General features: G+C 51.1%; 26 protein-coding genes. 14 read left to right on the forward strand and 12 right to left on the reverse strand.

What is annotated here, in order from left to right; all coding sequences use genetic code 11:
* Positions 1–86 precede the first annotated feature (86 nt).
* From ABIB18_RS13140 to ABIB18_RS13150, 3 genes are read left to right on the forward strand one after another with little or no spacing between them, the layout of a single operon-like run.
* Complete coding sequence (locus ABIB18_RS13140; protein ID WP_046289349.1) at positions 87–524, forward strand: DMT family transporter; 438 nt, start codon at positions 87–89, stop codon at positions 522–524.
* On the forward strand, positions 525–986 hold the full coding sequence (locus ABIB18_RS13145) for a DMT family transporter (RefSeq protein ID WP_354474285.1): 462 nt from the start codon (positions 525–527) through the stop codon (positions 984–986).
* A 26-nt stretch (positions 987–1,012) separates the two neighbouring features.
* Positions 1,013–1,765: an SDR family NAD(P)-dependent oxidoreductase gene (locus tag ABIB18_RS13150; protein ID WP_354474287.1), complete on the forward strand. Its 753-nt coding sequence runs from the start codon at positions 1,013–1,015 to the stop codon at positions 1,763–1,765.
* Between the two features lie 234 nt (positions 1,766–1,999).
* Here ABIB18_RS13150 and ABIB18_RS13155 read toward each other — a convergent pair whose 3' ends face one another.
* Positions 2,000–2,872: a LysR family transcriptional regulator gene (locus ABIB18_RS13155; protein WP_031374401.1), complete on the reverse strand. Its 873-nt coding sequence runs from the start codon at positions 2,870–2,872 to the stop codon at positions 2,000–2,002.
* 286 nt (positions 2,873–3,158) lie between these two features.
* On the opposite strand from ABIB18_RS13155, the gene ABIB18_RS13160 reads away from it, so the two are divergent.
* Positions 3,159–4,262 carry an oxidoreductase gene (locus ABIB18_RS13160; RefSeq protein WP_031374400.1) on the forward strand — a complete coding sequence of 368 codons (1,104 nt, stop codon included), beginning with the start codon at positions 3,159–3,161 and terminating at the stop codon, positions 4,260–4,262.
* Positions 4,263–4,572: 310 nt separating this feature from the next.
* Here ABIB18_RS13160 and ABIB18_RS13170 read toward each other — a convergent pair whose 3' ends face one another.
* Complete coding sequence (locus ABIB18_RS13170) at positions 4,573–5,478, reverse strand: LysR family transcriptional regulator (RefSeq protein WP_354474290.1); 906 nt, start codon at positions 5,476–5,478, stop codon at positions 4,573–4,575.
* 392 nt (positions 5,479–5,870) lie between these two features.
* Between ABIB18_RS13170 and ABIB18_RS13175 the strand changes: the two genes are divergently transcribed.
* On the forward strand, positions 5,871–6,164 hold the full coding sequence (locus ABIB18_RS13175) for a DUF1330 domain-containing protein (protein WP_256150980.1): 294 nt from the start codon (positions 5,871–5,873) through the stop codon (positions 6,162–6,164).
* 262 nt (positions 6,165–6,426) lie between these two features.
* Here the strand turns inward: ABIB18_RS13175 and ABIB18_RS13180 are convergent, their stop codons facing one another.
* The 3 genes from ABIB18_RS13180 to hprR are packed head-to-tail and all read right to left on the reverse strand — an operon-like array spanning position 6,427 to position 8,731.
* The gene (locus ABIB18_RS13180) at positions 6,427–6,642 is read right to left on the reverse strand and encodes an alpha/beta hydrolase (RefSeq protein WP_052720622.1); all 216 of its coding nucleotides are present in this window, start codon (positions 6,640–6,642) and stop codon (positions 6,427–6,429) included.
* Positions 6,643–6,702: 60 nt separating this feature from the next.
* Positions 6,703–8,058 (reverse strand): heavy metal sensor histidine kinase, encoded by a 1,356-nt coding sequence (locus ABIB18_RS13185; RefSeq protein WP_354474559.1) that lies wholly within the window; start codon positions 8,056–8,058, stop codon positions 6,703–6,705.
* Positions 8,051–8,731 carry a response regulator transcription factor HprR gene (hprR, locus tag ABIB18_RS13190; protein ID WP_354474292.1) on the reverse strand — a complete coding sequence of 227 codons (681 nt, stop codon included), beginning with the start codon at positions 8,729–8,731 and terminating at the stop codon, positions 8,051–8,053. Before hprR ends, ABIB18_RS13185 begins: the two co-directional genes overlap by 8 nt.
* Positions 8,732–8,868: 137 nt before the next feature.
* On the opposite strand from hprR, the gene uraH reads away from it, so the two are divergent.
* The 3 genes from uraH (at position 8,869) to ABIB18_RS13205 (ending at position 10,532) form a co-directional block, all read left to right on the forward strand.
* Positions 8,869–9,279, forward strand: a complete 411-nt coding sequence (uraH, locus tag ABIB18_RS13195; RefSeq protein WP_354474294.1) for a hydroxyisourate hydrolase — start codon at positions 8,869–8,871, stop codon at positions 9,277–9,279.
* Positions 9,280–9,284: 5 nt separating this feature from the next.
* Positions 9,285–9,776, forward strand: a complete 492-nt coding sequence (locus ABIB18_RS13200; RefSeq protein ID WP_031374395.1) for a GlcG/HbpS family heme-binding protein — start codon at positions 9,285–9,287, stop codon at positions 9,774–9,776.
* A 228-nt stretch (positions 9,777–10,004) separates the two neighbouring features.
* Positions 10,005–10,532 carry a hypothetical protein gene (locus ABIB18_RS13205; protein ID WP_354474296.1) on the forward strand — a complete coding sequence of 176 codons (528 nt, stop codon included), beginning with the start codon at positions 10,005–10,007 and terminating at the stop codon, positions 10,530–10,532.
* 569 nt (positions 10,533–11,101) lie between these two features.
* Here the strand turns inward: ABIB18_RS13205 and ABIB18_RS13210 are convergent.
* The gene (locus ABIB18_RS13210; RefSeq protein WP_354474298.1) at positions 11,102–11,977 is read right to left on the reverse strand and encodes a LysR family transcriptional regulator; all 876 of its coding nucleotides are present in this window, start codon (positions 11,975–11,977) and stop codon (positions 11,102–11,104) included.
* Positions 11,978–12,106: 129 nt separating this feature from the next.
* Here ABIB18_RS13210 and gstA point away from each other — a divergent pair, with 129 nt between their 5' ends.
* Positions 12,107–12,712, forward strand: coding sequence for a glutathione transferase GstA (gene gstA, locus ABIB18_RS13215; RefSeq protein ID WP_354474300.1), 606 nt, complete (start codon positions 12,107–12,109; stop codon positions 12,710–12,712).
* A 155-nt stretch (positions 12,713–12,867) separates the two neighbouring features.
* On the opposite strand, the gene ABIB18_RS13220 is transcribed toward gstA, so the two are convergent.
* Positions 12,868–13,752, reverse strand: coding sequence for a LysR family transcriptional regulator (locus tag ABIB18_RS13220; RefSeq protein WP_089562307.1), 885 nt, complete (start codon positions 13,750–13,752; stop codon positions 12,868–12,870).
* A gap of 199 nt (positions 13,753–13,951) precedes the next feature.
* Between ABIB18_RS13220 and ABIB18_RS13225 the strand changes: the two genes are divergently transcribed.
* Complete coding sequence (locus ABIB18_RS13225; RefSeq protein ID WP_069730101.1) at positions 13,952–15,088, forward strand: alpha/beta hydrolase; 1,137 nt, start codon at positions 13,952–13,954, stop codon at positions 15,086–15,088.
* 343 nt (positions 15,089–15,431) lie between these two features.
* Here the strand turns inward: ABIB18_RS13225 and ABIB18_RS13230 are convergent, their stop codons facing one another.
* Positions 15,432–16,565: a glutathione-independent formaldehyde dehydrogenase gene (locus tag ABIB18_RS13230; RefSeq protein WP_354474302.1), complete on the reverse strand. Its 1,134-nt coding sequence runs from the start codon at positions 16,563–16,565 to the stop codon at positions 15,432–15,434.
* A 71-nt stretch (positions 16,566–16,636) separates the two neighbouring features.
* On the opposite strand from ABIB18_RS13230, the gene ABIB18_RS13235 reads away from it, so the two are divergent.
* On the forward strand, positions 16,637–16,885 hold the full coding sequence (locus ABIB18_RS13235; protein WP_354474304.1) for a hypothetical protein: 249 nt from the start codon (positions 16,637–16,639) through the stop codon (positions 16,883–16,885).
* Positions 16,886–17,024: 139 nt separating this feature from the next.
* Here the strand turns inward: ABIB18_RS13235 and ABIB18_RS13240 are convergent, their stop codons facing one another.
* Entirely contained in the window at positions 17,025–17,447 is a 423-nt protein-coding gene (locus ABIB18_RS13240) for a GNAT family N-acetyltransferase (protein WP_354474306.1), read from the reverse strand.
* Positions 17,448–17,962: 515 nt separating this feature from the next.
* Here ABIB18_RS13240 and ABIB18_RS13245 point away from each other — a divergent pair.
* A complete protein-coding gene (locus ABIB18_RS13245) occupies positions 17,963–19,006 on the forward strand; it encodes an NAD-dependent epimerase/dehydratase family protein (protein ID WP_354474308.1) in 1,044 nt (347 codons plus the stop codon).
* Between the two features lie 852 nt (positions 19,007–19,858).
* Here ABIB18_RS13245 and ABIB18_RS13250 read toward each other — a convergent pair.
* Positions 19,859–20,779, reverse strand: coding sequence for an alpha/beta fold hydrolase (locus ABIB18_RS13250; RefSeq protein ID WP_046289308.1), 921 nt, complete (start codon positions 20,777–20,779; stop codon positions 19,859–19,861).
* A 101-nt stretch (positions 20,780–20,880) separates the two neighbouring features.
* On the opposite strand from ABIB18_RS13250, the gene ABIB18_RS13255 reads away from it, so the two are divergent.
* Both ABIB18_RS13255 and ABIB18_RS13260 read left to right on the forward strand, forming a co-directional pair.
* The gene (locus tag ABIB18_RS13255; RefSeq protein ID WP_031374386.1) at positions 20,881–21,831 is read left to right on the forward strand and encodes an AraC family transcriptional regulator; all 951 of its coding nucleotides are present in this window, start codon (positions 20,881–20,883) and stop codon (positions 21,829–21,831) included.
* A 337-nt stretch (positions 21,832–22,168) separates the two neighbouring features.
* Positions 22,169–22,690, forward strand: a complete 522-nt coding sequence (locus ABIB18_RS13260; protein WP_354474311.1) for a GNAT family N-acetyltransferase — start codon at positions 22,169–22,171, stop codon at positions 22,688–22,690.
* Positions 22,691–23,122: 432 nt separating this feature from the next.
* On the opposite strand, the gene ABIB18_RS13265 is transcribed toward ABIB18_RS13260, so the two are convergent.
* Positions 23,123–23,587, reverse strand: coding sequence for a GNAT family N-acetyltransferase (locus ABIB18_RS13265; protein WP_089562301.1), 465 nt, complete (start codon positions 23,585–23,587; stop codon positions 23,123–23,125).
* A gap of 246 nt (positions 23,588–23,833) precedes the next feature.
* Positions 23,834–24,724 carry a DMT family transporter gene (locus tag ABIB18_RS13270; protein WP_094106447.1) on the reverse strand — a complete coding sequence of 297 codons (891 nt, stop codon included), beginning with the start codon at positions 24,722–24,724 and terminating at the stop codon, positions 23,834–23,836.
* Positions 24,725–24,816 lie beyond the last annotated feature (92 nt).

Below are 24,816 nucleotides of genomic sequence, written 5' to 3' on the forward strand. Positions count from 1 at the left end.
TAATCTGCAAAGGTGTTTGCAGGATTATGCTCTTTTTCGCAATAGACTTCCTGACTAACATTTCCCTTCCGACGGAGAAACTGATTATGAAATGGTTAAGTCTTTTATTGGTTATCGTGGCAGGAATGGGGCTTGGAACAGAGGCGGGTATTCTGGGGCCGCTTGGTGGTGTAGTCGGTCATTACTGGGCCACGCTTTGCATATTCGGCACAGGAACGGCACTGCTTTTCTTTATTTCAATTTTTTTTGGCCGACGTCGTCCTGTATCCATTATGACTTTGCCTGGCTGGCATCTCTCGGGCGGGCTATTAGGCCCCTGCTACGTCGTCATTATGACCGTTGCTGCGCCAGTAATTGGAGTGGCAATGACGATGACAGGCATCCTTGCCGGGCAGATAGCTAAAAGTCTGCTTATCGATCACTTTGGCTGGTTTGATACCCGGCGTCGCCCGGTCAACATGAGGCGAGTCATTGCACTGTGCTTAATTGCTGGCGCGCTGGCTCTTATTGCCGGAGGAAAATGAATGTTGATGATAATGATTTTATTAAGCCTGACAGGCGGTTGCCTGCTCAGCATTCAGGCTGCCATTAACGGGAAGCTGGGGCAGGAAATAGGTGCGCTTCATGCCACATTTATTAACTTCCTGTCCGGAACCGTACTTTCAGTTTTGCTGGTGATGTTTCTTGAGCCCGCCCACACGCAGTCACTTATGGATGTGCCTAAGTGGCAACTTAGCGGAGCTTTTTTCGGGATTTTGTACATCTTATTAATGATTTTCGCGGTTCGCCAAATCGGAACCGCGGTTGCAACCGTCGGCGTTATTCTCGGCCAGCTGGGTATGAGTTTATTTATTGATACTTCAGGGTTGTTTGGTAACAGCGCTATGCCACTGACCTGTAACCGCATTGCAGCACTCGTTCTGCTGATAATCGCATTGTATTTCATCTTTACCAGCAACCGTGATCAGTCACAAGCATCTGGCTGATATCTGAAATTTTTCAGGAGAGCATTATGGATTTATATCTCAAAGGTAAAAAGGCTGTCGTCACCGGGGCCAGTCAGGGACTGGGCCGCGCCATTGCACGCACACTGGCTGAAGAAGGTGTAACGGTATTTGCTACAGCACGTAACGCCTCTCTGCTGAACGAATTAAAGCAGGAGTTCATTTGCGCTGGCCTGCCTGAACCGATTATTTTTGTTCAGGACCTGATTTCACATGAAGCACCTCACGCCATAGCCGACGCGGCACTTCAAACCATGGGTCGGGTTGATATTCTTGTTAATAATGCCGGTGCCAGCTGTCCACTGGAACCGGTGGCTCCTGACGAGGTCTGGGATGAGGCGATGAACCTCGGCTTTACCCGTCAGCGCCAGTTGACGCAGTTTCTCTTACCACACTTTATAGACAATCAGTCAGGGAGCATTCTGAATATAACGGGCACGACTGAGCCAACACAGGTCAATGCGTCTGCGGTTTCAAAAGCAGCCATCGCCGTATGGTCGAAAGGACTTTCTGAACAGATTGGGAAACACGGTATTACCATTAACTGCCTGCAGCCGGGGCTGCTTGATACTGCCCAAATCCGCAGACTTTTTCCTGGTGAGGCGCGTAAAGAATTCGCCGAGCGAGAGATTGCAATGAAAGATTTCGGCGAGGCTCAGGACGTCGCTAATATGGCGACCTTTCTCGTCTCTCCCCGTTCACGGTATATCACCGGGACCGTCGCCGTAGTTGATGGCGGCATGCGCCGCTGGTCCTTCTGACAAGCAGAAATGCCCGCTCTGGTCAGGTCTTCAGGGTCATCAGGTTAGCGGCCAGAATGCTATTCAGTTGTCTGGCGTTCTAAGCAGACCAGTGAGCAGGTAATGGTCTGCTTTTACACAGGTATACTTCAGCCAGCCACTGTCATTTTTCAGCGCTGGCTATGGCTGCAACGGCACGGTAAGCCCATGAGGCGAACACGTTACGGAAAAGCATACGGCAATGCCTGCTCAGGCTTAGCCGAGTGAAGCTTTTAGCGCATCTATAAAAACATTAACGCGCTGTGGCAGATATCGCGAGGTGGGAAGCAGTGCCCACACCGGTAGATTCTGCGCGTCAACATCCATGAAAGTCACCTCCTGTAACGTACCTTCGCTAAGTTCTTTTTTGACGTCCCATAAAGTAAGCTGCGCCAGCCCCATTCCCTGAACACAAAACTCCCGAATGCTTTCAACGTTGCCTGAACTGAACCGCCCATCCACGCTCAGGCTTGTACTCTGACCGCTGGATTGAAATGTCCACTGCAGGACATTTGTAAGCCTCAGGCAGTTATGCTCAGTCAGCTCACTGAGTGTGGCAGGAACACCGTACTGCCTGAGATAATCTGGTGAGGCGCAGACTACACGCGGATTATCCACAATTTTGCGGGCTATAAGGCTGGAATCTCGCAAGGGCGCAATTCGCACCGCGACATCAATTCCGCGTCCGACAATATCGACCACGTCTTCGCTGAACTGCAGATCGATTCGTAGGTCAGGGTTGGTTTCAAGTAGTTCAGGAATCAGTGGAAGCAGGTAGCGCCGCCCGAACCCTGACGGCGCAGTAACCCTCAGCAGGCCAGACGCGCCTTTCGAATCGGGGGAAAAAAGACCCTTTGCACCCTCTTCGGCCTCAACCAAAGCACGGGCATACGGAATAAACTCTATCCCTTCCTGGGTAAGGGATACCGAACGTGTTGTTCTCTGGAGCAGACGAGTCCCCAGTTCACGCTCTAACCCGGCAAGTCTGCGTGAAACGGCCATTGCCGAGATGTCCAGCCGTCTCGCAGCCTGGGACAGGCTGCCGGCTTCAGTGATGGTCAGAAAAAGCTGTACGTCACAGACGTTCATGATGTTTTTACACTACCCGTGAAACGTTATTATCAAGCCCTGTAGGGAGGTTGATTTATACTTTTTAAAGCATGTTTGATTGATCATCTAAGAGTGCATTGAGCTTTATGCCCGCCACATTCTCTCTGTCAGCCGGATTTCATTTAAGCACAACCCAATATGCATCAGCGGCGTACGGTGATTATATCAGTTTATGATATACCAGCTTATCAGTCCCATGCGTTTATAGCTGCATCATTAAAAGATATCTTTCCCTTACTGTTACTTATCTGATCCGGGGAAAAATATGTCTGCATCACCGCTTTTTAACAGCTTTACGCTCAAAAATATCAAACTGAATAATCGCCTGGTAGTGGCACCGATGACCCGCGTGTCGGCCTCGGAATGCGGTATCGCCAGCAATCGCATGCTTTCTTATTATGAAGACTTCGCCCGGGGTAATTTTGCTCTGATCATTACGGAAGGAATTTATATTGATAATGCCTGGTCACAGACCTATGCGTATCAGTCGGGCATTGTTTCATCCATGCAGATCGCTGCATGGCGCAAAATCACTGAGGCAGTTCATGCTCAGCAGGGAAAGGTTATCGCACAGATCCAGCATTCCGGTGCGCTTTCTCAGGATAATTTCCATACGGAGGGCACAGTTAGCGCCTCTGCTGTTGAGCCTGAAGGCACGCAACTCACTTTTTACCGTGGCAAGGGCAAGTACCCTGTTCCGCGTGAGCTTAATGACGCCGAAATTCAGCAGATTATCCATAGTTTTGCGGATGCAGCGGCGAACGCGGTCCATGACGCCGGTTTTGATGGCGTGGAAATTCATGGAGCTAATGGCTATCTGCTTGATCAGTTCTTTACCGATTACACCAATCTTCGCGAAGATAAATGGGGTGGCGATACGGCGGGGCGTCTTACATTAATCCTTGAGGTCATTAAGGCTGTGCGTACCCGACTCGGCGCTGAGTCGATTATTGGCATCCGGATTTCTCAGGGTAAGGTAAATGATTTTCATCATAAATGGGCTCACGGAGAAGACGATGCGCGTACTGTTTTTACGCTGTTAGCCCAGTCAGGCATTGATTACCTGCACCTGACTGAATATGAAGCCTGGCAGCCTGCATTTGAGAGCGGACCGCTATCACTTGTCGCGCTGGCTCATAAATATGCGCCTGATTTAACAATTATCGCCAATGGCGGCCTGCATGAACCACAGCGTGCAATAGAGGTGCTATCAGCAGGCGCTGATCTGATAGCACTGGGCCGGGGGGCGCTGGCGAACCATGACTGGCCAAACCGCGTAAAAACCGGTAGGCCGCTGGCAGAATTTGATCGTGACATCCTCGGTCCTGTAGCAGACATTAAAGATAGCGAATTACCAGCAAGCTGCTGATTGACAGCGAAAAAACTTTGGTCGATAGTCAATCCAAAACGGGGGATCGCTTGATGAAGGGGGGCTCTGTCTGGGAAACGATTCGTCTTGTGCTGGCTCAACCGCGTAGTTTCCCTATAAGTTGCATCTATTTTTAAGGTCCAGCACGAGAAGATCTGAATGTCGGAGCTAAATCTGGTGACGTCAAAAAGGGGGGCAACGTCCGCTTTTCGCTCACAGCGGACCTTATGTTCTAACTTTATGCCCGCTTTGTACCACAAGCAGGCATGGTGCGCTTCATCTTAGCTAATGTGAGAGTCACCCCAGCCAATCAGTCAAAATAAGGTTTTAAAATTTCTTCAGTCCAGTGCATAAAAGCCCTGACACGCCGGGACAGATTTCGTCGATGCGCGACGACAAAACTGGCACTGAGCGGCTCGGGACGCAGATCGGCAAGGATTTCCACCAGTGCACCGCGCTCAATATAGGGCGCGAGTGTGGAGTAACCGCCCTGGATTAAGCCCAGCCCGGCCAGCCCCGCCTCATGATAGGCCGGTACGCTGTTGACCCGCATCGCGCCGGGTAACACCAGAAATTTGTAGCCGTCACTCGTCGGATATTCCCATCCTTCAGGCTTCGAACCAAAGCTCCGCTGGTAATGCACCATCTGGTGTTTCTGATTGAGAAGATCGTCAATCGTCTGCGGCATCCCGAAGCGCGCCAGATAGTCCGGACTTGCTGCATTGATCATGCGTAGCTGCCCCAGAGGGCGGGCAATCAGCTGGTCATCTACGATCGGCCCCAGGCGGATGACACAATCAAATCCCTCATGGACCAAATCAACACGGCGATCGGTGCTTGAAAGCTCGATCTCCAGTTCAGGGTGGGCTTCCAGCAGCTGAGGCAGAGCCGGGATCACCACGCTTTGTGCCAGCACGGCCGGCATATCAACCCGTATCCTGCCGCGCAGTGACATCCCATCGTGAGAGAACATTGACTGCAGCTCTTCGGCTTCCGATAGCAGGTCTCGTGCGCGTGAATAAAACGCCCGCCCATCTTCGGTTAACTGCACCGTCCGCGTGGTGCGGTGCAGCAGCGTGGCACCGGTCTCCTTTTCAAGTTCACGCACCACCAGTGAGGCGCGTCCTTTCTGAATACCCAGGCTTTCAGCTGCCTGAGTAAAACTTTTCATCTCCGCCACACGGGCAAAAATAATCAGCGCCTCGAGGTTTTTCATTGTTCCCCTTAAGAGTAACAGTGCGTTATTTCTTCGGTTATTTATCACCATATTAATAGCTAATACACTGCTTTCACACCGCGGATAACGCATAACGCGATCGGCAATGACGGAGAAATTTCTCCCTGAAAGGCTTAACCGCTTTGCGGACTGCCACTGGCTGGAGGCTGAAGCAGGTGCACAGGTTGCCCGCGTCATTCAGTTAACTGTCGGTTGCACGGGAATCATGGCTCAGGGCGCAGGGGCAACGTAGTGAGAACCTTGTTACCCGCTATTCGGTCTGTTGATCGGTTGAAAGATTTTAAACACCTCATCCCCGTTCCGCATTGGGTTCACGCCAGTCGCGTTGCCTTACGCTGGAATTTACCACCGCTAAGAAAGGATAAAGAGAAATGAACAAAGGTTATTTAATCGCTCACGTGACCGTATCAGACCCTGTCGCATACGCTGAATATGCCAGAGCGGCTGGCGAGGCAATGCAGGCGTTTAATCCGAAGATTATTGCCTGGTCAGGGCAGTATGAAAATCTGGAGGGAGAAGCGCATGAACGACATGTGGTTTTTGAGTTCGACTCTTTTGCCGAGGCCAGACGTTTTTATCAAAGCCCTGCCTATCAGGCCGCCAGGTTGCTGCGTGCAGGTGCTGCACGCGGAACGTTTGTGCTGGTAGAAGGGGCCAGCCTTTAAACGCTACCTCATCTGTTTTGCGCTCGCAGTGAATCCGGATCTGGCCAGCAGCCGAAGTAGCACCCTGATTAGCCGGAAAACACCTCGGTTAATCATCTGATGAACGACGCTACCTGACTAAAACAACGGTAAGGTAGCGTGCAATCGGCGCCAAAACCTGAGGCTGTCAGCTACGCAGAGCGTTTCTCTCTCCCTCTTCTGCTTTGAGTAAAGCTACGCCGGTGAAGTTTTCAAACAGCCGCTCACCGTCCGGCCATTCACCCTAGCCTGCGGCCGTATGCAGATGTCCCGCGCCGCTGAACTGTCGGGTTTCGCATCCCCATTCCACCGCCAGCGAGCGCGCCCGCGCTTCGCTGAGGTGCGCATCATTATCGCTGTGAATCAGCAGCGTACTGTACCCTAAGCGGCCCGACGGCAATGGACGCTGCTGTCGGATTAGCACAATGGCGGTTTCAGCCTCGGCGTCTGCCAGCGCCATCAGGCCATAACCGCTTCAGATCACCCCTTGCGGATACGGGCGATGCGCAGCCTGTCTCTGTCAGGAAAGCAGGCGCAGGCCAAAGATATTCTGCCCTTTGTCGTGCCGGTAGTAAGCACTGCCACCGTGTAAGGTGGCGATTGCTCGCACCAGTGACAATCCCAGCCCGCTTCCGGCGGTGTGACGGACGTTATCGCCGCGCCAGAATCGCTCGAATAATTTTTCTGGCTCCGCCAGCTGTTCACCGGCGTTCGACACCTCAATCTCAACGCAGTCAGCATGATGAAACGTATTGACCCGAATCACGCCTTTTTCAGGTGAGTAACGAATCGCGTTGATCAGCAGGTTACTCATCGCACGCTGGAACAGCATTTTATCTGCGGTGAGGCTGCCTTCGGCGTTGAGTTCAATCACCTTCTCCTGCTCTTCCGCAACCGGTTCAAGAAAGTCGATCAGCGTTTCCAGCGCATCATGCAGCAGGAAGTCCTGTTTATTGAGTCTGATATTGTGGTGGGTGGCGCGCGCCAGGAAGAGAATGTTTTCAGTCAGCCGCGACAGGCTCTCCAGTTCTTCAATGTTGCCTTCGAGCAGCGTCTGGTACTCAGCGGCTGAGCGTTGATGCCCCAGCGCGACCTGATTCTGGCCCAGTAACACATTAATCGGCGTGCGGATTTCGTGAGCCAGATCGTCAGCAAACTGCGTCAGGCGGATAAAGTCTGTCGATAAGCGCTGGCGCATAGCATTAAGCGCGTTGCCAATCGGTAGCAACTCCTGCGGGATTGCCTGAAGCGGCACCGGCTGATTTAACCGGTCACTGGCCGTTTCTGCCACCATTTTGCTTAACCGGCCGATCGCCCGTAATCCCCGGCGAATAAGCAACGGACTGACGACAGCGCACAGCAAAATGGCCGCCAGTGAAACCATAATGCTTTGCTGGCGATAACGCTCCAGCATCAGCGCTCGCGCGCGCGCAACCCGCGCCAGCGTAATGGTGACCGGACCGAGCGATGAGTTTGCCTGCAGGCTTAACGCCGCCGCTTCGGTATTGTCCGCGTTGATCCAGCGGTGCAGCTGTTTCTCACTGGGTGGGCTGTTGACCGGCGTGGGCGAGAGGTCGGGCAAGGTAATCCCGGTATGATTAATGCTGACGTTTTGCTCATGCTGGGAGCGGATGCTAAGGATGTCCTGATGGATATCGACCATCCGATTGAAGTAGAGCGGCAGCGAACTGGGATGTGCGCCATCTTCAAGCAGCTGCCTTAACTGCGCCGCCCGGTTAATCAGCGTTTGATCGTCCCGCCATACCAGTTCGCTGCGCAAGGCGTTATACAGGATCAGGCTGATGCCGCCGCAGGCCATCGCCATGATCAGCGTAAAAATCGCCGTCAGCCGCAGCGTCAGAGAAGGGCTATACACCATCGACCGCCTTTTCTGACAGGCAATATCCCATGCCTCTTACCGTCGTAATCAGCTTTTGAGGGAAAGGATCGTCGACTTTACGACGCAGGCGGCGGATAGCGACATCGACAATGTTGGTTTCGCTGTCGAAATTGACGCCCCAGATTTCGCTGGCCAGCAGCGTGCGCGGCAAAATCTCACCGTGTCGACTGGCGAGCAGCCACAACAGCATGAACTCTTTGCGCGTCAGCGTCAGAGTGACACCGTCACGCATAACCTGAAAACGCGCGGAGTCCATCACCAGATCGCCGACCCGCAGCACGCTACTGTGCGGCTGCTGCTGCCGGAGCTGATTCCGTACCCGGGCCAGCAGCTCAGCAAAGGAAAACGGCTTGACCAGGTAATCATTTGCGCCCAGCTCCAGCCCTTTCACCCGGTCCTCTACCGAGTCTCTGGCGGTCAGGCAAATCACCGGAATATTACTGGCGGTACGCAGGGTTTTCAGTACCTGCCACCCATCCATTCCCGGCAGCATAATATCCAGTATTACCAGGCTATAGGGATGCGGCAGCCCAAGATGCAGGCCATCCCGCCCGTCTGCGGCGTAATCCACGATATAGCCCGCTTCCTCCAGCCCCTTACGCACCCAGGCGCTGGCCTTCGGGTTATCTTCGATCAGTAATAGTTTCATCGGCGCAGTTTGCCATGAAATTTATCACCGCCCCAACGTTTCAGCGCCAGATGACAATATGGTCATCTTTCTGACAGGCAGAAGGAACCACCGTACCGGTATAACAGCAGCACGATTAACACCGGAGTATTAAAAAAATGAAAAAGAGTCTCACTGCCCTGGCGCTCGCCACGCTGCTTGCCGTTCCCGCAGTCACCTTCGCTGCCAGTAAAAATCCGCTGAGCGTTCATGTGCTGAACCAGCAAACCGGGCTTCCGGCCGCAGAGGTTGAGGTGATGCTTGAACAGAAACAGGGAGTAAGCTGGAAAGTGCTGAACACCGCCAACACCAACCAGCAGGGTCGTATTGATGCCCTTTGGCCAGCAAAGCCGTTTGAAGCGGGTGACTATCGGGTGATTTTTAAAACCGGTCACTATTTTACGGCACATCAACAGCAGAGCTTCTTCCCGGAAATCCCGGTGGAATTCCATATCACCAATACCACGACCACCTATCACATTCCGTTACTGCTCAGCCAGTACGGTTATTCCACCTATCGCGGGAGCTGAAATAAATGAAACGTTTACTGCTGGCAGTGATGCTGACAACCGGACCTGCCGTGGCGCTCGCTGCTGAGCCCGCCACCGTTTATGACATGACCCAGGCGCTGAGCAATCAGCTGGCAACCGAGGCCTTGTCTGCCTGCCATAGCATGAATCGTCAGGGCGTAGTGGCGGTGGTGGATCGGGGCGGAAATCTGGTGACGCTGATGCGGGATGATAACGTGGGACCTCACAATACCCAGGCGGCCTGGCGTAAAGCGTTCACAGCGCTCTCCACCAAAACCCCAACCAGACAACTGACCATCAAGGCGCAATCATCACCGGAAAGCGCCAACCTGAACACGGTTAATGAGCTATTACTGCTGGGCGGCGGCGTACCGGTGCAATATCACGGCCAGTGGATCGGGGCTATCGGCATGGCGGGCACTGGCGGCGCAGAGTCCGACGATCAATGTGGCACCGAAGCAATTAACAAAGTGCTGGGCAACAGCAAACAACAGTAATAATCCTGCAGCGCGGCGGGTGTTATTGCTGTCAAACGCGGGGAAGAAACGCTTCCCCGCGCTGTATAAAACAGCCGCCGTCAGAATGTCTGATTTGTGCCAGAAGCGGACGTTGGCTTGAAGCGTCATTTTCTGTGATGTTAGCCAAGAGTAGCGGAGCTATAAAAAAACACTCTAGTCGGTATAATCTCTTTCATGTTTTTCTTTTCGGTATCTAACACCATGAGCATGTCAGCATTACAACCGCAGATAGTTAAAGCAATGAAACCAAAACATGGAAAGGATTGGATGTTAGTCCGTGGAGACACGGTTTTCGTCCGCTTTTTAGCTCAAAATGATGATGGTAATTCTTTTGAAGTGCAGACACCAACGAGGCCCGAAGAGAGAGTTCGCATAGGGGGTGGTTTGACTATCGGATACAAGCTGCCAGTAAACCAGAAGCTCCTTTTTTCGGTCGCTGAGACGTTAGCCCAAGAAAATCATCTTCGACCTGAGAATAAAGTAGACCGCTTTCAGAATAATTGCATCTCCATGTTTTCCATTACTATAGATCACGGCAAAACTATACAAGATGAGGTCAACGAGGAATGGGTCACTCGCTTCTTTGAGCTCTTCGATGCTCAAGGGATTTCGTCGAATATTGTCGAACCTGGCATGGTCGATATTTATTCTGACCTATGTGTTGAGGATGGCGAAGACGTTTACCTGAGTGATGATATGTTGATGCGCCCGAACGGGACAATTTACGAACGTTGATAATGTAGGTGCGAAAGCATAAATCTATTCCCGGTTGATAGCCGGGATATCACTTAACCATATCCGACGATTAGTCCAAGTAGCCCCACTTCTTCAGGCAACTTTTCGTATTCATGACCACTCTATGATTTAGTTCGCCGCCACGCTCTGGACTTATTTCCTATCCTTTCAGACGATCTGCTATCTCCTTCTCTCTTCATACATTGACAAAAGTCTGCTCCTCGCTCTTAGCGGACATTGGTTTTTACATTCTCTGCTTCGAGCGCTCGGTCGCGCTGCTGGTCTTTAATTGCTATTGCTGTCGCAATGCCATTGATGCCACTCTTTACGGCGGCTCTTTTACAAAGCTCCCCGATAAAAGTGAGTAAATTCAGGCGCGCTGCCGCATGGCGGTTTTTTTATGCCTGTCTCCGGGCATCAGGTATAACGACCATTCTGCCAGACGTTCAAAGGCAGATGCTGGGTACATTTGATATTGCACTATTAAAAGGCAACATTTATTGAACGCTACAATCAACTCCGTATCCGGTTAACTTTCTGGCGCAGTGCAAGGGGATACTGTGAGCAACTTATGCGCCTTTCCGTATTCCTTTAAGCAGTGCCTGTGTCGCACCCGAAGACTTTCCGGATGGCGAACAAACCAGCCCGAACTCACGGTGTATCGGCGGTGTCAGCGGTACTACGCACAGGTTGCGCAATTCGCCAGACAGGGCTGATTCAGGTACAAGAGCGACCCCCATGCCCTCCGCGACCAGCTTACAGGCGCTGATCCAGTCGCGTACCGTCACGCGGATGTCAGATAGCTGCAAACCCGCCTTATCCATCAGGCTTTTTCCATTAACTGCACATCCACCTGTGGCCAGAATAAAAGGCTGATCTGCCAGCGCCGCAAGCGTTATGCCATCAGTCCTGGCATGACGAGCCAGCAGGTTACTGGCCTGCATTACCGCTACCCAGGCATCCTGTCCTAATACACTATCTGCACGCCCCCGGTCAGGGTTCATTACCACCCCCAGCTCCACCATGTCTGCTGCAAGCCACGCCTCAACCTCCTCGTCCGAGCCTTCCAGAACGATCACGTCAATACCGGGATGCTGGCGCTTAAAGTCACGCAGCAGTCCGGGCAACAAGGTGGAAGTCACTGATGGAAAACTGGCCAAGCGAATGCGCCCGCCAGTTAACCCGCGGCTCTGGTCAGCCAGCACGCGGATGGCATTCAGCCCCGACAGCATGTTTCTCGCCTGTTCGATAACCTGCTCACCCAGCGCGGTGACACCGATATTTCGGCGTTCACGCGTAAAGACCGGAAAGCCAAGTGAAGCCTCCAGCTGGGCGATAGCCTGGCTGGCACCGGACTGCGTCATCCCTGTCTCCTCTGCGGCACGCGAGATGTTGCGGGCATCCGCCACGGCAACCAGTAAGCGCCAGTGTAGTAGATTCATCATGATTATCAGTAGCCCAGCTAATAGTTGATCATTGAAGCATTAATTTTACAGTGCAGACAGCGACAAATACAGTGAGTTCAGCACCGCGCTGGATGTTGCGCGACGGTTTTCAATTTAAGCGGAGATAAAATGAAACTCTATTACGCCCCGAATACCTGTTCGTTATCACCACACATCGTGCTGCGCGAACTGGAGCTTGAGTTTGAACTGGTTAAAGTAGACAACAAAAATAAGCTCACCGCTGACGGTCGTGACTTCCGCACCATTAACCCTAAAGGTTATGTCGCTGCACTTGAACTGGATGATGGGCAGATACTCACTGAAGGTCCGGCCATTGTGCAGCACCTCGCTGACAGTAAACCGGAAAAGGGTCTGGCTCCGCCAGCGAACAGTTGGGCTCGGGTGCGCCTGCAGGAATGGCTTAACTTTATCACCAGTGAGATACATGCTGGATCGGCACCGTTGTTCAATTCCACGCTGCCCGAAAACGTCAGAGCGATTTTTCGTGAGAAGCTATTCCGGCAGTTCGATTTCCTGCAGGTGACTCTCAACGAAAAAACTTATCTGACCGGGCCAACTTTCAGCGTTGCTGATGCCTATCTTTTCACGGTGCTGGGCTGGAGTCAGTTTTTCTCGATCGAGCTGCATCGCTGGCCTGCGTTGTCGGCATACAGGGATATGATCAGCGCCCGTCCGGCAGTACAGGCCGCATTACTTGCTGAATCGCCACAGTAAGGTCATCAATCGCTTATTACCGGACACGACTTCTGATGGCTGCAAAGCGTTTTGATTAAATCGACAGTGCTCTCATGCCCGTTTGCTATGTGCCAGAAGCGGACGTTATTCCGATAACAAAGAGCCGAACAACGACGAATATAATTAGCTAAACATCAGATTCTTAGTATATCAATGACGACTCTCAGTGCCGGCGACACATTGCGGTGAGGATAATAAAGGAATGAACCTTCCAGGCGCTGGCTGTAACGTGGCAACGCCCTGATAAGATTGCCTTGCTCTAAATCATCAGCGACCAGTTCCTCCGGGACATAAGCCAGCCCCAGCCCCAGTCTGGCTGCTTTTGCTTCCATGTAGCTATCGGAAAAGGCCCACTGACCTTGCGGTCGGTGCGTTATTTTTTTACCGTCCTGAAGGAGTTCCCACTGATAAAGGCTTCCATCGGCAAACTGGTAGGCGATACAAGGATGAATCACTAAGTCAGCCGGTGCTTGTGGAAAGCCATAGCGACGAAAATGCTCGGGCGTACCTACAACAACCATCTCCATGTCAGGTGTAATACGCACCGCGACCATACCCTGTCCTACCTCCGGTCCCAGCCGCACGCCAGCATCAAATCGCTCAGCGATAATATCGACGAACCGGCTTTCACTGATGAGTTCAAGCCTGATATCAGGATAACGTTGCTTAAATAGCGCCAGCTTCGGTAAAAGAATTTTATCAATGGCATGCTGGCTGGCATTGATGCGTACCGTACCGGACGGGGTGTTGCGGTAATAGGCCAGCGTGGCAAGCCCCGTATCTAAAGCATCAAATCCAGATTCTGCTGTCTGATACAGTTGCTCACCTGCCTGTGTTAACGACAGCCTGCGCGTAGTGCGAACCAGAAGCTGTATACCCAGCCTTTCTTCAAGTTCACGGACAGAACGACTAACACCTGATTGTGCAAGTCCAAGACGTTGTGCAGCTGCAGTGAAACTGCCCTCCCGCACCACCTGCATAAACAAGTAGAGCTCATTATAATTTTCCCGTTTCGCCATCTGCGCGTCCTCAGAATATCTGGCCGCAAAGGAAGACTGATGCAGCCCTTCATTTATAACAATATGCTATTAATCTTAGCAATTCCCCCCCTCTAATCAGCACTATTTTTGCTACCTATAATGAGCGCATTGCATCAAAGCACAGCAGTACTGTCCGTATGAAACCTGTACCTCAATTTTCATTTTCAGGGGAATTTAAATGAATGTTTTCACCAGAAAGCTGACAGCCGCGCTACCCGCCATGCTGCTATGCGCATCACTAAGTGGGGTTACAACAATGAGTTATGCTGATACATCTAATCCGAACTCGCCTGTTTCAATGGTAGAAAAATGGGATAAAACCTTTGCAGAGAGCGATAAGGTTGATCATCGCAAGGTGGCTTTCCAGAACCGTTACGGGATCACATTAGTAGGGGATCTTTACATCCCCAAAAATCGGGGCGAACGTAAACTGGCTGCGATTGCATTAAGTGGTCCTTTCGGTGCGGTCAAAGAGCAATCAAGCGGCCTGTATGCACAGACCCTGGCCGAACAGGGATTTGTTACGCTGGCATTCGATCCTTCTTACACGGGTGAAAGTGGCGGCTATCCGCGTAATGTCGCCTCTCCGGATATCAATACCGAGGACTTTAGCGCGGCGGTTGATTTCCTTGGACTACAAAAAGAAGTGGATCGCCATCGTATTGGATTACTCGGTATTTGCGGCTGGGGAGGCATGGCACTTAATGCGGCGGCGATGGATACACGCGTAAAAGCAGTTGCGACCAGCGTGATGTACGACATGAGCCGGGCGATGGGACATGGCGTTGGAGATGGCAAAGACCGTTATTCAACCGCCGATCGCCGTGCCGTATTACAGTACCTGAACGAGCAGCGCTGGAAAGATGCTGAAAGCGGAACGATCGCCCGCGGTAGTCACGATATTAATGTGGATAAGAATGGCAGCGTAAGCGCTTCTGAGCGAATTCTGCCGGAAACATTACCCGCGAATCCACACCCGGTGCTGAAAGAGTTCTTTGATTATTACAGAATGCCGCGCGGCTTCCATGAGCGTTCTGTTAACTCTAATGGCGCATGGAATGCAACGATGCCCTTGTCATTTATGAACATGCCGCTGCTTAGCTACGCAAATGAAATCACCATTCCTGTGTTGATTGTTACAGGTGAAAAGGCGCACTCACGCTATTTTGCAGAAGATGCCTATAAAGCGGTTGGCAGCACTGAGAAAGAGCTTGTGATCGTCCCCGGCGCAAACCATGTGGACTTATATGACAACGCTGCCGGTAAGATCCCTTTTGCCCGGTTTGAACAGTTTTTCAAAACCAGCTTAAGATAAAAATGCGGCTCAGAATCGTTTAAAAGCCACCTGTAATACGCAGGTGGCTTTGATTCTGGATCTATCCCGACCTGATGTTACATAGAAATATTATGATATCGCACTTCATTCTCACCCACTCTAATCGTTATTACATGAATAGCGTTTATTTCGTTGATGCCTTAAGAAGATCGGGTGCTACTCAAAGGGCCAGATAATATTCATAATGCGTCATTAAACATCACAATAGATACGGGGGCGAGCCTGGCGGCAGAAGATAAATATTATAACAGGATACGCAATGGTATCCCGTCGACATTTCTACATTGTTACGATTCTATTTTTTCCTACCGATCAGCGTCAGTTAAGGCTTAAGGATAACCTTGGTCCATCCCTCATCGCGATCGTCAAAGTGCTTATATCCCTCAGGCGCCTCAGCAAGCGAAAGACGGTGTGAGATTATGTCGCCCGGGCTGGCTTTACCCTGATGAATTAAACGGGCTAACTGACGATTATAGGCTTTGACGTTCGCCTGGCCGGTGCGGATTGACTGTCCTTTAAACCAGAAACTGCCGAAATCAAACGGCATCTTACCTTCTTTGGCAAGGTCTGATGCAGCTCCCGGATCCTGCGGGATAAACACGCCAACCACACCAATTCCCCCGGTTGCTTTGGTTGATGCAACGAGGCTGTTCATGGTGACCGAATTGTCTTCATGGCCATGTTTGTTACAGCACTGATAGCCCACACATTCACAGCCACAGTCAGTGCCGCGTCCGTCAGTTAAGTCGAGAATTCTCTGCACGGCTTCATCGCCGGTCGCATTGATGCCCGTCGCCCCCATTTTCTCTGCCAGCGCTAAACGGTCCCGGTGTGTATCCACCACAAATACCTGTGAAGCGCCTTTTATCATGGCTGAGTGTGCGGCCATCAGACCCACCGGCCCCGCGCCGTAAATGGCTACGCTTTCACCAGGCTTTAATCCGGCGAGTTCTGTCGCATGCCAGCCGGTAGGGAAAATGTCAGAGAGCATCACATAATCATCTTCTTTTTCTACTGCGTCAGGCGGAAGCACCAGGCAGTTAAAGTCTGCAAAGGGGACCCGAAGCAGTTCAGCCTGACCGCCTTCCCAGGCGCCCATTTCAGCAAAACCATAGGCCGCGCCCGCAGTACCGGGATTAGTGGTGAGGCAAAAACCGGTCAGACCTTTTTCACAATTCTCGCAAAAACCGCATCCGACATTAAATGGCAGACAGACATAGTCACCGACCTTAACCCGCTCCACTCCTGAGCCAATTTCAACCACCTCACCCAGGTTTTCGTGCCCCAAAATACGTCCCTGCTCAAAGCTGGTCCGACCCTCGTACATGTGTAAATCCGATCCACAAATATTGGTGGTGGTAATGCGGACAAGCACATCGGTAGGGCGAACAATTTTTGCATCCGGCACGTCTTTAACTTTTACATCATAGGGACCGTTGTAAATAACTGCTTTCATGATCTTCTCCTGCTTGCGGCCGGAAAGGTGTGGCTGCCCGACCGGGTAAGTGTCAACTAAGCTTAGCTGCCATGATTGATAACGCCATCGACAGCACGGCAATCGGGAGGTTTCTTATCGGATACGTTGAGGAATGCTGGCCGGGGATGACGGTCAAAGGCAGCCGGGAAAAGATCAGGATGATGCCGCATCAAGCCGGGCGGCAGCAGCCGGTAGCGTTGCGGGAATATTTGCGTGAAACAGTTATCAATTCTCGGCAACAATCTCAGACGCAGCCTGAAGGTAAAGGCCCGATTTATCAGAAGGATGAATTGTCTTAAACCCGGCCAGTTTTTGCCTGATTCACTGCCAGAACCTTCTCAGAAAGGCACTTCCCGGTAGATACAGCGGTCGCTAAAACCCTGGACTCGCTTAGCCTGGCACCCTGGATATGGGTGTCTGTGTCCCTTTCTCTCTGCGCTACGTTAAGGCCGGAATAAAAAATATCGCTTCCGGGTCCCCGTCATCGAGATTGTCGACCTGACCGCTGGCGATAAATCCGGCGTTCAACAGCAGACGTTGCATTGGCAGGTTAGAACGATTGGTGGAGGTGAACAGCTTCGGGTGCTGGCAGCGGGACCTCAACGCTGCAATCAACGCCAGACCGATCCCCCTGCGGCGGTAGTGTTCCCCTACCATCAGCATTTCAATAAAGCCGCAGCCGAAGAAATGATAGTTCAGCACGCCATATCCCATCGCTATCCCCTGCTGTTCGGCAATATAACAGACAGACTGGGCACACCAGCTGCGGATTTGCGTCGCGCGTTTTGGCTGGTGCGTGGCAACAGAGTCGATAGTAATCAGGGATATAGCATCGTTTTCAGTGGCCAGGCGAATACGCATATTCAGTCTCCCTCTCTTTAATTGACTGCAGTGCAGCCTTAATAAAACGGCAATCCCGAACAGATTTTTAATTTCATACGGGATTTTACAATCCCATAAGATGGTTCGTTAACCCTATTCATCCCACAGAGGCAGGGTTCATTTTCCGAAAGTTATCGTTACCCGGATAATGGGCCACCCTATCGCCACCTCATAAACCCATCATATTTGCCAAATTTAGTTATATGCAGGGCGACAGCATGTTCGCTTCACGCTCGTTGCTGCCGGATGAAGCTGTTGCAACTGCTTTTTCACAGCGACCTGTATTGGCGCTTTGGGCAAACATCTGCGGCGGGTTAAAAAACTCTGTGCGGTGCACGGGGGACGCTTCGCCTGCCGATCGTCGTTTGACTCATTATGTTATATCGATCACTTTTTAATAACGGCGTACAGCAACGGCTCGGTTTGCTGTCAGTGGTAATACCCTCTGTATGTTGCTGCTAAAACGGGTTATATGAAACAAAACGGAGAAACGTATGAATGATAAGCACGTATTGCTGGTCGGTGCTGCCGGCGTAGTTGGCTTTGCCGCTCATGATTCCTTCCAAAACGCGGGCTGGCAAATCACTACCCTTGGGCGTTCGCCGCACAGCCCTCACCCTTCTCCTCATATCAGCGCTGACCTGACCTCTTCCGAAAATCTTAATCAACACCGGGAAGCGTTTGAAACGGTGACGCACATTTTTTATGCGGCATTGCGCCAGGATCCTAATCCAGGCGTGGAAGCGGATATCAATGCGCTGATGTTTGAAAATCTGATCGGCGCGGTACGCTCGTCAGGCAATTCGCTGAAACATATTATCTTTATTCAGGGCGGAAAGGTTTATGGTGCCCATCTGGGCGTTTACCGCACCCCGGCGCGGGAAGAGGACAGTCGTCATTTTCCGCCGAACCTCTATTTCCGGCATGAGGACTATGCGAGAAAGATTGGCGATGAAGGCATCGGCTGGACTGCACTGCGCCCGGATATTGTCATCGGTCACTCATTCGGATCGCCGATGAACCTGGGAAATTTAATCGGCGTGTACGGTACAATCTGCCGCGAAACGGCAACCGCCCTGCATTTTCCCGGCCCGGATGACGCTTATCGCAATACCCTGGTGAACATCACTGACAGCCGCATCCTCGGTGAAAGCGCTGTCTGGGCTGCCGAAAATGCCAGATTCGGCGCATTCAATATCACCAATGGCGACGTGTTTCGCTGGTGTCACGTCTGGCCGAAACTGGCTGACTGGTTTGGCGTTCCGGTTGGCGAGGCGCAGCCTGTTTCGCTTAGCGAACGTCTCAGCGCGCTTAAGCCTCTCTGGTCATCCATCGCCGACAAGGCGCATCTGCAGGAGCGAGATATCGACAAACTGGCGTTAGGTGGATTTGGTGACTTTATCTTCCATGTTAAGAAAGACGCCATCTTTGACGTCACCAAAGCACGTCAGGCAGGGTTTGACGCCATGATCAAGCGCTCTGATGAAGTGTTGATTGAACATCTGGACGCGATGCGAAGCAGCAAACTTATTCCCTGATTTCTCATGCAGCCTGTCGTCTGGCAGGCTGCCGGCCTGCTCTCCAGGCCCGTTTGGATACGGCGGAAGATTACACCAACCCATGGTTCCGGAAGCCAGGCGCACAGGGATGCGGTCCACCTGACAGCTACGCCGGATAAGTGTTCGCTCTGTGCCGGAAGCGGACACGAATGTTTGCCTTAATCGATGTGAACTGATTTCACGCCAGCGCCGAAAGGTATTCCGGCGTGATTTGAGAAATGCGTCGGTGGCCATGCTGTCGAATGACGATTTGAGGGAGTAAAACGCTTAGTCAAAGATGGAAATAATGAGTCTGAATCCGCGGATTACTCACTGAGTTTTCTTATCTGCATTGTTGATTGGCGTATCCTGGTTGACCCAATCTATCATCTACGGAGCCCAGCGTTCGCCCTCAAATTAAATAAGGCCGTTGCGCTTTCGATCTTCGTTAATTCCCTTTGCGTCAGCTTCACCTGGGTTGCAGTGGTATTCTCTGCCAGCCTGGTAGCAGAGGGGGAGTCCATGTTAAATAGGGATTTACCGTGCTCACCAATAAATGCATCAAGGTAAACCAGGGATCTGATTTGTCGGGAATGGCATCCGCCACCGCCGTGATAATGAGTCCTCCATACGAATGATCAACCAGTACGAGGTCACCTAATCCTTCAAAAGCAATAACGTTAAGCACATCCCTTATAGGAGTGGATCTATTTATGGCGGGTGAAGCCAGATGTGAGCGCTCCCCCGATCCTGTTAAAGTGGGTATGAATACGTCGTGCCCTGTTGCGCGCTAAATTCGGGCGACGCGTGAATAGCCTCAGCCACTGTGCAGTAATACAAATGTTGTGCTTATCACTGAGCGTCTCCATTTACCGCTGCAGACGTCATGAACGCTGACAAATCGCGATTAAAGCGTGGCGCTTCTTCCAGAAATGGAGCATGTCCGGAGTTTGCATAAAGTTTCGTCTGGACGTGGTCATTAAGTTCGCGTGCGCGGGCGATGCTCGGTTGTACCTTCACAAGTTGATCCTTGCCGCCATAAATCATCAAAACGGGAACTCTCGCCTTAGGCAAACCTTCAGCAGCAGCGACGGTCATTGATGGCGTTGTGCGTGTCATAACCCAGGAAGCCATAGCGGCACTGGAAAGCAATAACTCACGGGTCACAGCGTCAGGCTGAGTATGGAAACATAAACTCAGGAAAGCCCTCTCGGCTTCAAGATGCGTACGGACGTCGTCAGAGGCCAGACCTGCATAGACCTCCGGATGCGGTGTAATCAGTGCTGCGTTCAGCTCAATCACTCCATCCACGTACATGACACCACTGATACCTGCGTCGCCATAAGCTGCGAGATAGTTTGACATGACAACGCCACCCAGTGACCAGCCAACCAGTACCGGATGACGGGCTCCCGTTAATTTGAGGACGGCAGCCAAATCGTCAGCATAGTGACGTCCATTCCTGTAAGCCTCGGCATCTTCTGGTTTACCTGACATCCCGTGCCCACGCAGATCATAAGTGATCATTCGGTAGTTTTGCAGTTCAGGGCTATTGACCTGTTTTTCCCAGTTGAGACGACTGCCTAATAATCCGTGAATAAAAATAATGGCAGGCCCGGTTGGATTACCCGATTCCTGCACGGCGATTTTTACGCCATCGGGCGCGGTGACCGTATAGTGTTTTTCACTGGCGCTGGCCAGTGAAGATAGCGTTGTCAGCAGTAGAATTAGTAAGGCAGTTCCCCACGTCCTGAATCGGTAAGGTTTGTTCATTTATTCACTCCGTTAAGTTAAAAACGAAGTGTAGGACGCCGGTATTGGACATACTATGATATGTTGTCCATATAATTTGATTAATCGTCCAAAAAAGATAAATGGCAACTTCTCAGAATGGTCGCTCAAGTGAATTAATCAGCCAGTTACTCCATGACATGCACCTTAAGGGCGTGCAGTTCAGCAAAATAAATGTCCCTGAGTCTAAAGGAATAGGTTTTACCAACGTCACCGGAAGAGGACAGTTCCATTTTGTAGGCTACGGCCCTGTCTGGTTGAGCAGCCCGGGGGGCGAAACCTATAAGCTAGACACCGGTGATGCTGTTCTGCTCCCTCATGGAGGGCCACATGCCGTGTTTGAATCCTCTGACATTGCCAGGTGCAAGGTGCTGTATTTTGATCCGGCAAACAAACCCGACAAAGATGCTTTAGTCGCAGAGGATGCAAAACCGGTGATGTTCAGCTGCTGTATGGATTTCGATCTTGGTGGGATGCAGCCCCTGATGTCTGCGATGCCAGAGCTTTTGCTGGTCAGTATGCTGCCGGAAAAGTCCCCTGAGCTCCAGCCAATGCTTGATGCCATGGAACGCGAAACAATGAGCGAACAGGCCGGGAGTGCCGGAATACTTGCACGGCTGGCTGAGGTTGTAGCGGCTCTTATCGTTCGCGGATGGGTGGCTGGTGGGTGTGACGACGCAACGGGATGGGTAGGAGCCATGAACGATCCCCGACTCAGCCGTGCTATTTTTATGATGCACAAAAATCCGGGAAAAAACTGGACTACCGCTGAACTTGCTAAGGAGGCTGGCCAGTCACGCTCAGGTTTCAGTCAGCATTTTCTGGCAGCAACGGGCACTTCACCGCTTAGATATCTTACTGACCTCAGAATGCGCTTAGCCATGCATTGCCTCCGTCGTGAACATACACCCGTTGAGGTCGTGGCTGCCAACATGGGGTATGGCTCACTGGCGGCTTTCAGCCGCGCCTTCAAACGCACCACGGGAGTATCACCTGGCGCAGTCAGAGGTTCTTTTTCCAGGGACAATAGTTGAGTTCACGATAAGAGAATAACGCGCGTACTAAGGCATCGGAGCAGCGTTTCGGTCGTCCGCCTGCGCCGGATTACGAACAAAAGAAAGAGGTCTTGCTGCGGCTTAGTGAAAGGAAAAGCATCCGTTCGAACGCCCGCGAATTCAACCCTACACGGCAGACCATTCTCAGAGTAAACGCGGCAATGGAAGGCGCTGATACTCGCTCGTGAGCGACTGTTACAGTGCACGTCCGCTTTGTGCCAGCAGCGGACGTTGATACAGTTTGATTGCCCGTCAAAGAAGAAACGTGCATGGTGGTAAAACAGCCGCATCAAGTATGCTAAAACCAGGAGAAGTGATGACTGTTCAGCAAGCGCCTCGACTTGAAACAGAACGATTGATTTTAAAACAATTTACGCTCGATGAGTTTCCAACGCTTATGGCGTGCTGGAGCACTTCTGAAATGGCTAAAATTAATGGCGGTGAAAATCCAACAGCAGAAATGGTTTGGACCCGCTTATTACGTTATATCGGGCACTGGCATGCGTTAGGGTATGGCTATTGGGCAGTGTTTGAGAAAACAACAGGTCGTTATGCTGGTTCGTTTGGTTTCCAGGATGCTCATCGTGATATCACACCTGAGTTAAAATACCCTGAAGCTGGATGGACGTTGGTTCCTGAGGTTCGTGGCAAAGGTTATGCGTCTGAAGCACTGGCCGCAGTTTTACTATGGGCCGACCAGACATTTTCATCCCCAGTATGTTGTATCATTGACGAAGAAAATAAACGTTCAAATTATCTGGCTGAGCGTTTTGGTTTCCAGTTTCAAGATTGTGTTAACTATCGCGGCAAGCAGGTACGCATGCTTATACGCCAGTAAGTAATCAATCCATAAATACAATTTTTTAGCAGGTCATTTGAGGAATTAGCCATTAAAGATCTTCGTCGCTTCTGATTAGTAAGAATCTGATTGGCCCTTTTATTCCGATGCGCTCTTGACCCCTGTTGCAAACGGAATGTCCGCTTCTCGCTCAGAGCGGACTACGCCGCGCAAGCATGTCCGCTCTGTGCCAGAAGCGGCACCGCACAAAGCTGAGTCCTTTCCTGAGATGGAGTCAGTCAAAAATAGCGCTGAAACGGCGGTAAAATAAGTTGTGATTAAGTGGCAGTTATTTACTCAACTTTTATTGAAAAAAAGTAGCATGTCGCAAAAAAACTGATTTAAACGTTTTATGAAGCGCTGAACGGCAGGGTGTTAAAAAATGTATCATTTTTATTTTTAAAAGAAATTTATCTAAACCAGCTAAAAAATTTAATTTAAATTTTGCGTCATATTAATGCCGGTAATATGAAAGCCATTGTTATGATACAGTGCTTTGGCTGAGGCATTGTTCGGGGCTACTCTAAGTCCGACGTCATTGATGCCCATTTCTTTCAGCACTGTTTTCATTACGTTCAAGGCCAAACCGCCGAATCCACGACTGCGCCAGTCGGGATAAATGTAGAAATCACTTATCCACGCTGATGACCCGGTGAGGGACAGCCACAGAATGCCAATAATCTCTTCTGGTTCATCAAGCTGTTGAATACACCACAGCTGATTAGCTGGAGTCGCAACGCCTTTAGTTAACACGGCATCAATAGATTCTATGGCTTTGGCTCGTGCTTTTTCAGGGCGATATTCCCGATTTCTTTGTAGATCCTGCGCATATTCATTGATGAAAAGAGAACGATAACTTTCGAATTCTTCTTCATTCATATCCCTCAGAGTAATCATGCTCTCTTCCCGATTAGGTAATTATGCACTGAAGATATCACCTGAAAGCGGGTTTTCAAGCGTCTCTGTTAAAAGAATTTTTTCTACCAATATCGACCACCGCTGATAATGTTGATATTTCAGAATAACCAGCAAAACTACACCAACTCATCATTACTAAGGTCCGCCCTTCGCTTATATCAGGCCGCTTTGTGCAACAAGAAAACGTTGTCTACGGAACTGTAGCATTTACATTAATTCAGCTCATTAACGTGCGAACCGGCGCGAACCGATGACGCTGAGAATGATCCCTAGCGTAACCAGCAGCATCAAAGGACTCACCGTTTCCGAAAGCAGTAAGGCGGAAAGCCCGAGGCCAAAAAACGGCTGCAGCAACTGCAACTGACTTACAGCCGTAATGCCACCGGTAGCTAATCCTTTGTACCAGAAAATGAAGCCGATCAGCATGCTGAAAAGGGAGACATAGCCCAGCGCCAGCCAGCTCTCGATGGTTATGGCATTGATATTTTCTGGCATTGTTACGCAGGCAGCCATCAGCATCAGCGGCAGAGAAATAATCAGTGCCCAACAGATGACCTGCCATCCACCAAGTTCACGTGAAAGCCTGGCACCCTCAGCATAACCCAGCCCGCAGACGAGCACGGAAGCCAGCATCAGCAGGTCACCGAACAGCGAAACCGAAGCATTTTGCGACAGAGCATATCCGCCCACTAACAGACTGCCCAATGCGGAAAATATCCAGAATGGCAGTCGTGGTCGTTCTCCTGCTCTGATCACGCCAAAAACAGCCGTCGCCAACGGCAGCAGTCCGAGAAATACAACTGAATGGGAGGAGGTTATATGCTGCAGTGCTATAGCTGTCAGCAGCGGAAAACCGATCACTACACCAGCCGCAACAATTATTAATGAGAACACCTGATTGCGCTGAGGAGGTTTCTGCCTGAAGAGCAAAAGCAGTGCAATCGCCAATACGCCGGCAACAGAGGCCCGCATGAAAGTCAGAAAAAAAGGACTCATATCCTGAACGGCCAGGCGTGTAGCCGGAAGTGATCCGCTGAATATCAGCACACCCAGAAAACCATTAATCCAGCCGGACAGCGAACCAGAATTAGCGTTATTTAAATCATTTGTCGCCACGACATCCCTCTCCTCAAGTGCTTATATCATCAGCCCGACTGTAAATTGACAGTTCCTATGCTAAGCCCCATGATTCATGACAATCAAAAAAT

Origin of the sequence: Pantoea sp. UYEF8 (assembly GCF_040546285.1) — a bacterium.
Taxonomy (GTDB): Bacteria; Pseudomonadota; Gammaproteobacteria; order Enterobacterales; family Enterobacteriaceae; genus Pantoea; species Pantoea brenneri.

Bases quoted from the DNA above. Each gene is read 5' to 3' on its own strand.
- ABIB18_RS13160 (WP_031374400.1), top strand. From the start codon at position 3,159: ATGTCTGCATCACCGCTTTTTAACAGCTTTACGCTCAAAAATATCAAA.
- ABIB18_RS13260 (WP_354474311.1), top strand. From the start codon at position 22,169: ATGACTGTTCAGCAAGCGCCTCGACTTGAAACAGAACGATTGATTTTA.
- ABIB18_RS13235 (WP_354474304.1), top strand. From the start codon at position 16,637: ATGATTGATAACGCCATCGACAGCACGGCAATCGGGAGGTTTCTTATC.
- ABIB18_RS13205 (WP_354474296.1), top strand. From the start codon at position 10,005: ATGTCAGCATTACAACCGCAGATAGTTAAAGCAATGAAACCAAAACAT.
- ABIB18_RS13250 (WP_046289308.1), bottom strand. From the start codon at position 20,779: ATGAACAAACCTTACCGATTCAGGACGTGGGGAACTGCCTTACTAATT.
- ABIB18_RS13220 (WP_089562307.1), bottom strand. From the start codon at position 13,752: ATGGCGAAACGGGAAAATTATAATGAGCTCTACTTGTTTATGCAGGTG.
- ABIB18_RS13155 (WP_031374401.1), bottom strand. From the start codon at position 2,872: ATGAACGTCTGTGACGTACAGCTTTTTCTGACCATCACTGAAGCCGGC.
- ABIB18_RS13140 (WP_046289349.1), top strand. From the start codon at position 87: ATGAAATGGTTAAGTCTTTTATTGGTTATCGTGGCAGGAATGGGGCTT.
- gstA (WP_354474300.1), top strand. From the start codon at position 12,107: ATGAAACTCTATTACGCCCCGAATACCTGTTCGTTATCACCACACATC.
- ABIB18_RS13240 (WP_354474306.1), bottom strand. From the start codon at position 17,447: ATGCGTATTCGCCTGGCCACTGAAAACGATGCTATATCCCTGATTACT.
- ABIB18_RS13265 (WP_089562301.1), bottom strand. From the start codon at position 23,587: ATGATTACTCTGAGGGATATGAATGAAGAAGAATTCGAAAGTTATCGT.
- ABIB18_RS13245 (WP_354474308.1), top strand. From the start codon at position 17,963: ATGAATGATAAGCACGTATTGCTGGTCGGTGCTGCCGGCGTAGTTGGC.
- uraH (WP_354474294.1), top strand. From the start codon at position 8,869: ATGAAAAAGAGTCTCACTGCCCTGGCGCTCGCCACGCTGCTTGCCGTT.
- ABIB18_RS13225 (WP_069730101.1), top strand. From the start codon at position 13,952: ATGAATGTTTTCACCAGAAAGCTGACAGCCGCGCTACCCGCCATGCTG.
- ABIB18_RS13255 (WP_031374386.1), top strand. From the start codon at position 20,881: ATGGCAACTTCTCAGAATGGTCGCTCAAGTGAATTAATCAGCCAGTTA.
- ABIB18_RS13200 (WP_031374395.1), top strand. From the start codon at position 9,285: ATGAAACGTTTACTGCTGGCAGTGATGCTGACAACCGGACCTGCCGTG.
- ABIB18_RS13175 (WP_256150980.1), top strand. From the start codon at position 5,871: ATGAACAAAGGTTATTTAATCGCTCACGTGACCGTATCAGACCCTGTC.
- ABIB18_RS13145 (WP_354474285.1), top strand. From the start codon at position 525: ATGTTGATGATAATGATTTTATTAAGCCTGACAGGCGGTTGCCTGCTC.
- ABIB18_RS13180 (WP_052720622.1), bottom strand. From the start codon at position 6,642: ATGGCGCTGGCAGACGCCGAGGCTGAAACCGCCATTGTGCTAATCCGA.
- hprR (WP_354474292.1), bottom strand. From the start codon at position 8,731: ATGAAACTATTACTGATCGAAGATAACCCGAAGGCCAGCGCCTGGGTG.
- ABIB18_RS13210 (WP_354474298.1), bottom strand. From the start codon at position 11,977: ATGATGAATCTACTACACTGGCGCTTACTGGTTGCCGTGGCGGATGCC.
- ABIB18_RS13170 (WP_354474290.1), bottom strand. From the start codon at position 5,478: ATGAAAAACCTCGAGGCGCTGATTATTTTTGCCCGTGTGGCGGAGATG.
- ABIB18_RS13150 (WP_354474287.1), top strand. From the start codon at position 1,013: ATGGATTTATATCTCAAAGGTAAAAAGGCTGTCGTCACCGGGGCCAGT.
- ABIB18_RS13230 (WP_354474302.1), bottom strand. From the start codon at position 16,565: ATGAAAGCAGTTATTTACAACGGTCCCTATGATGTAAAAGTTAAAGAC.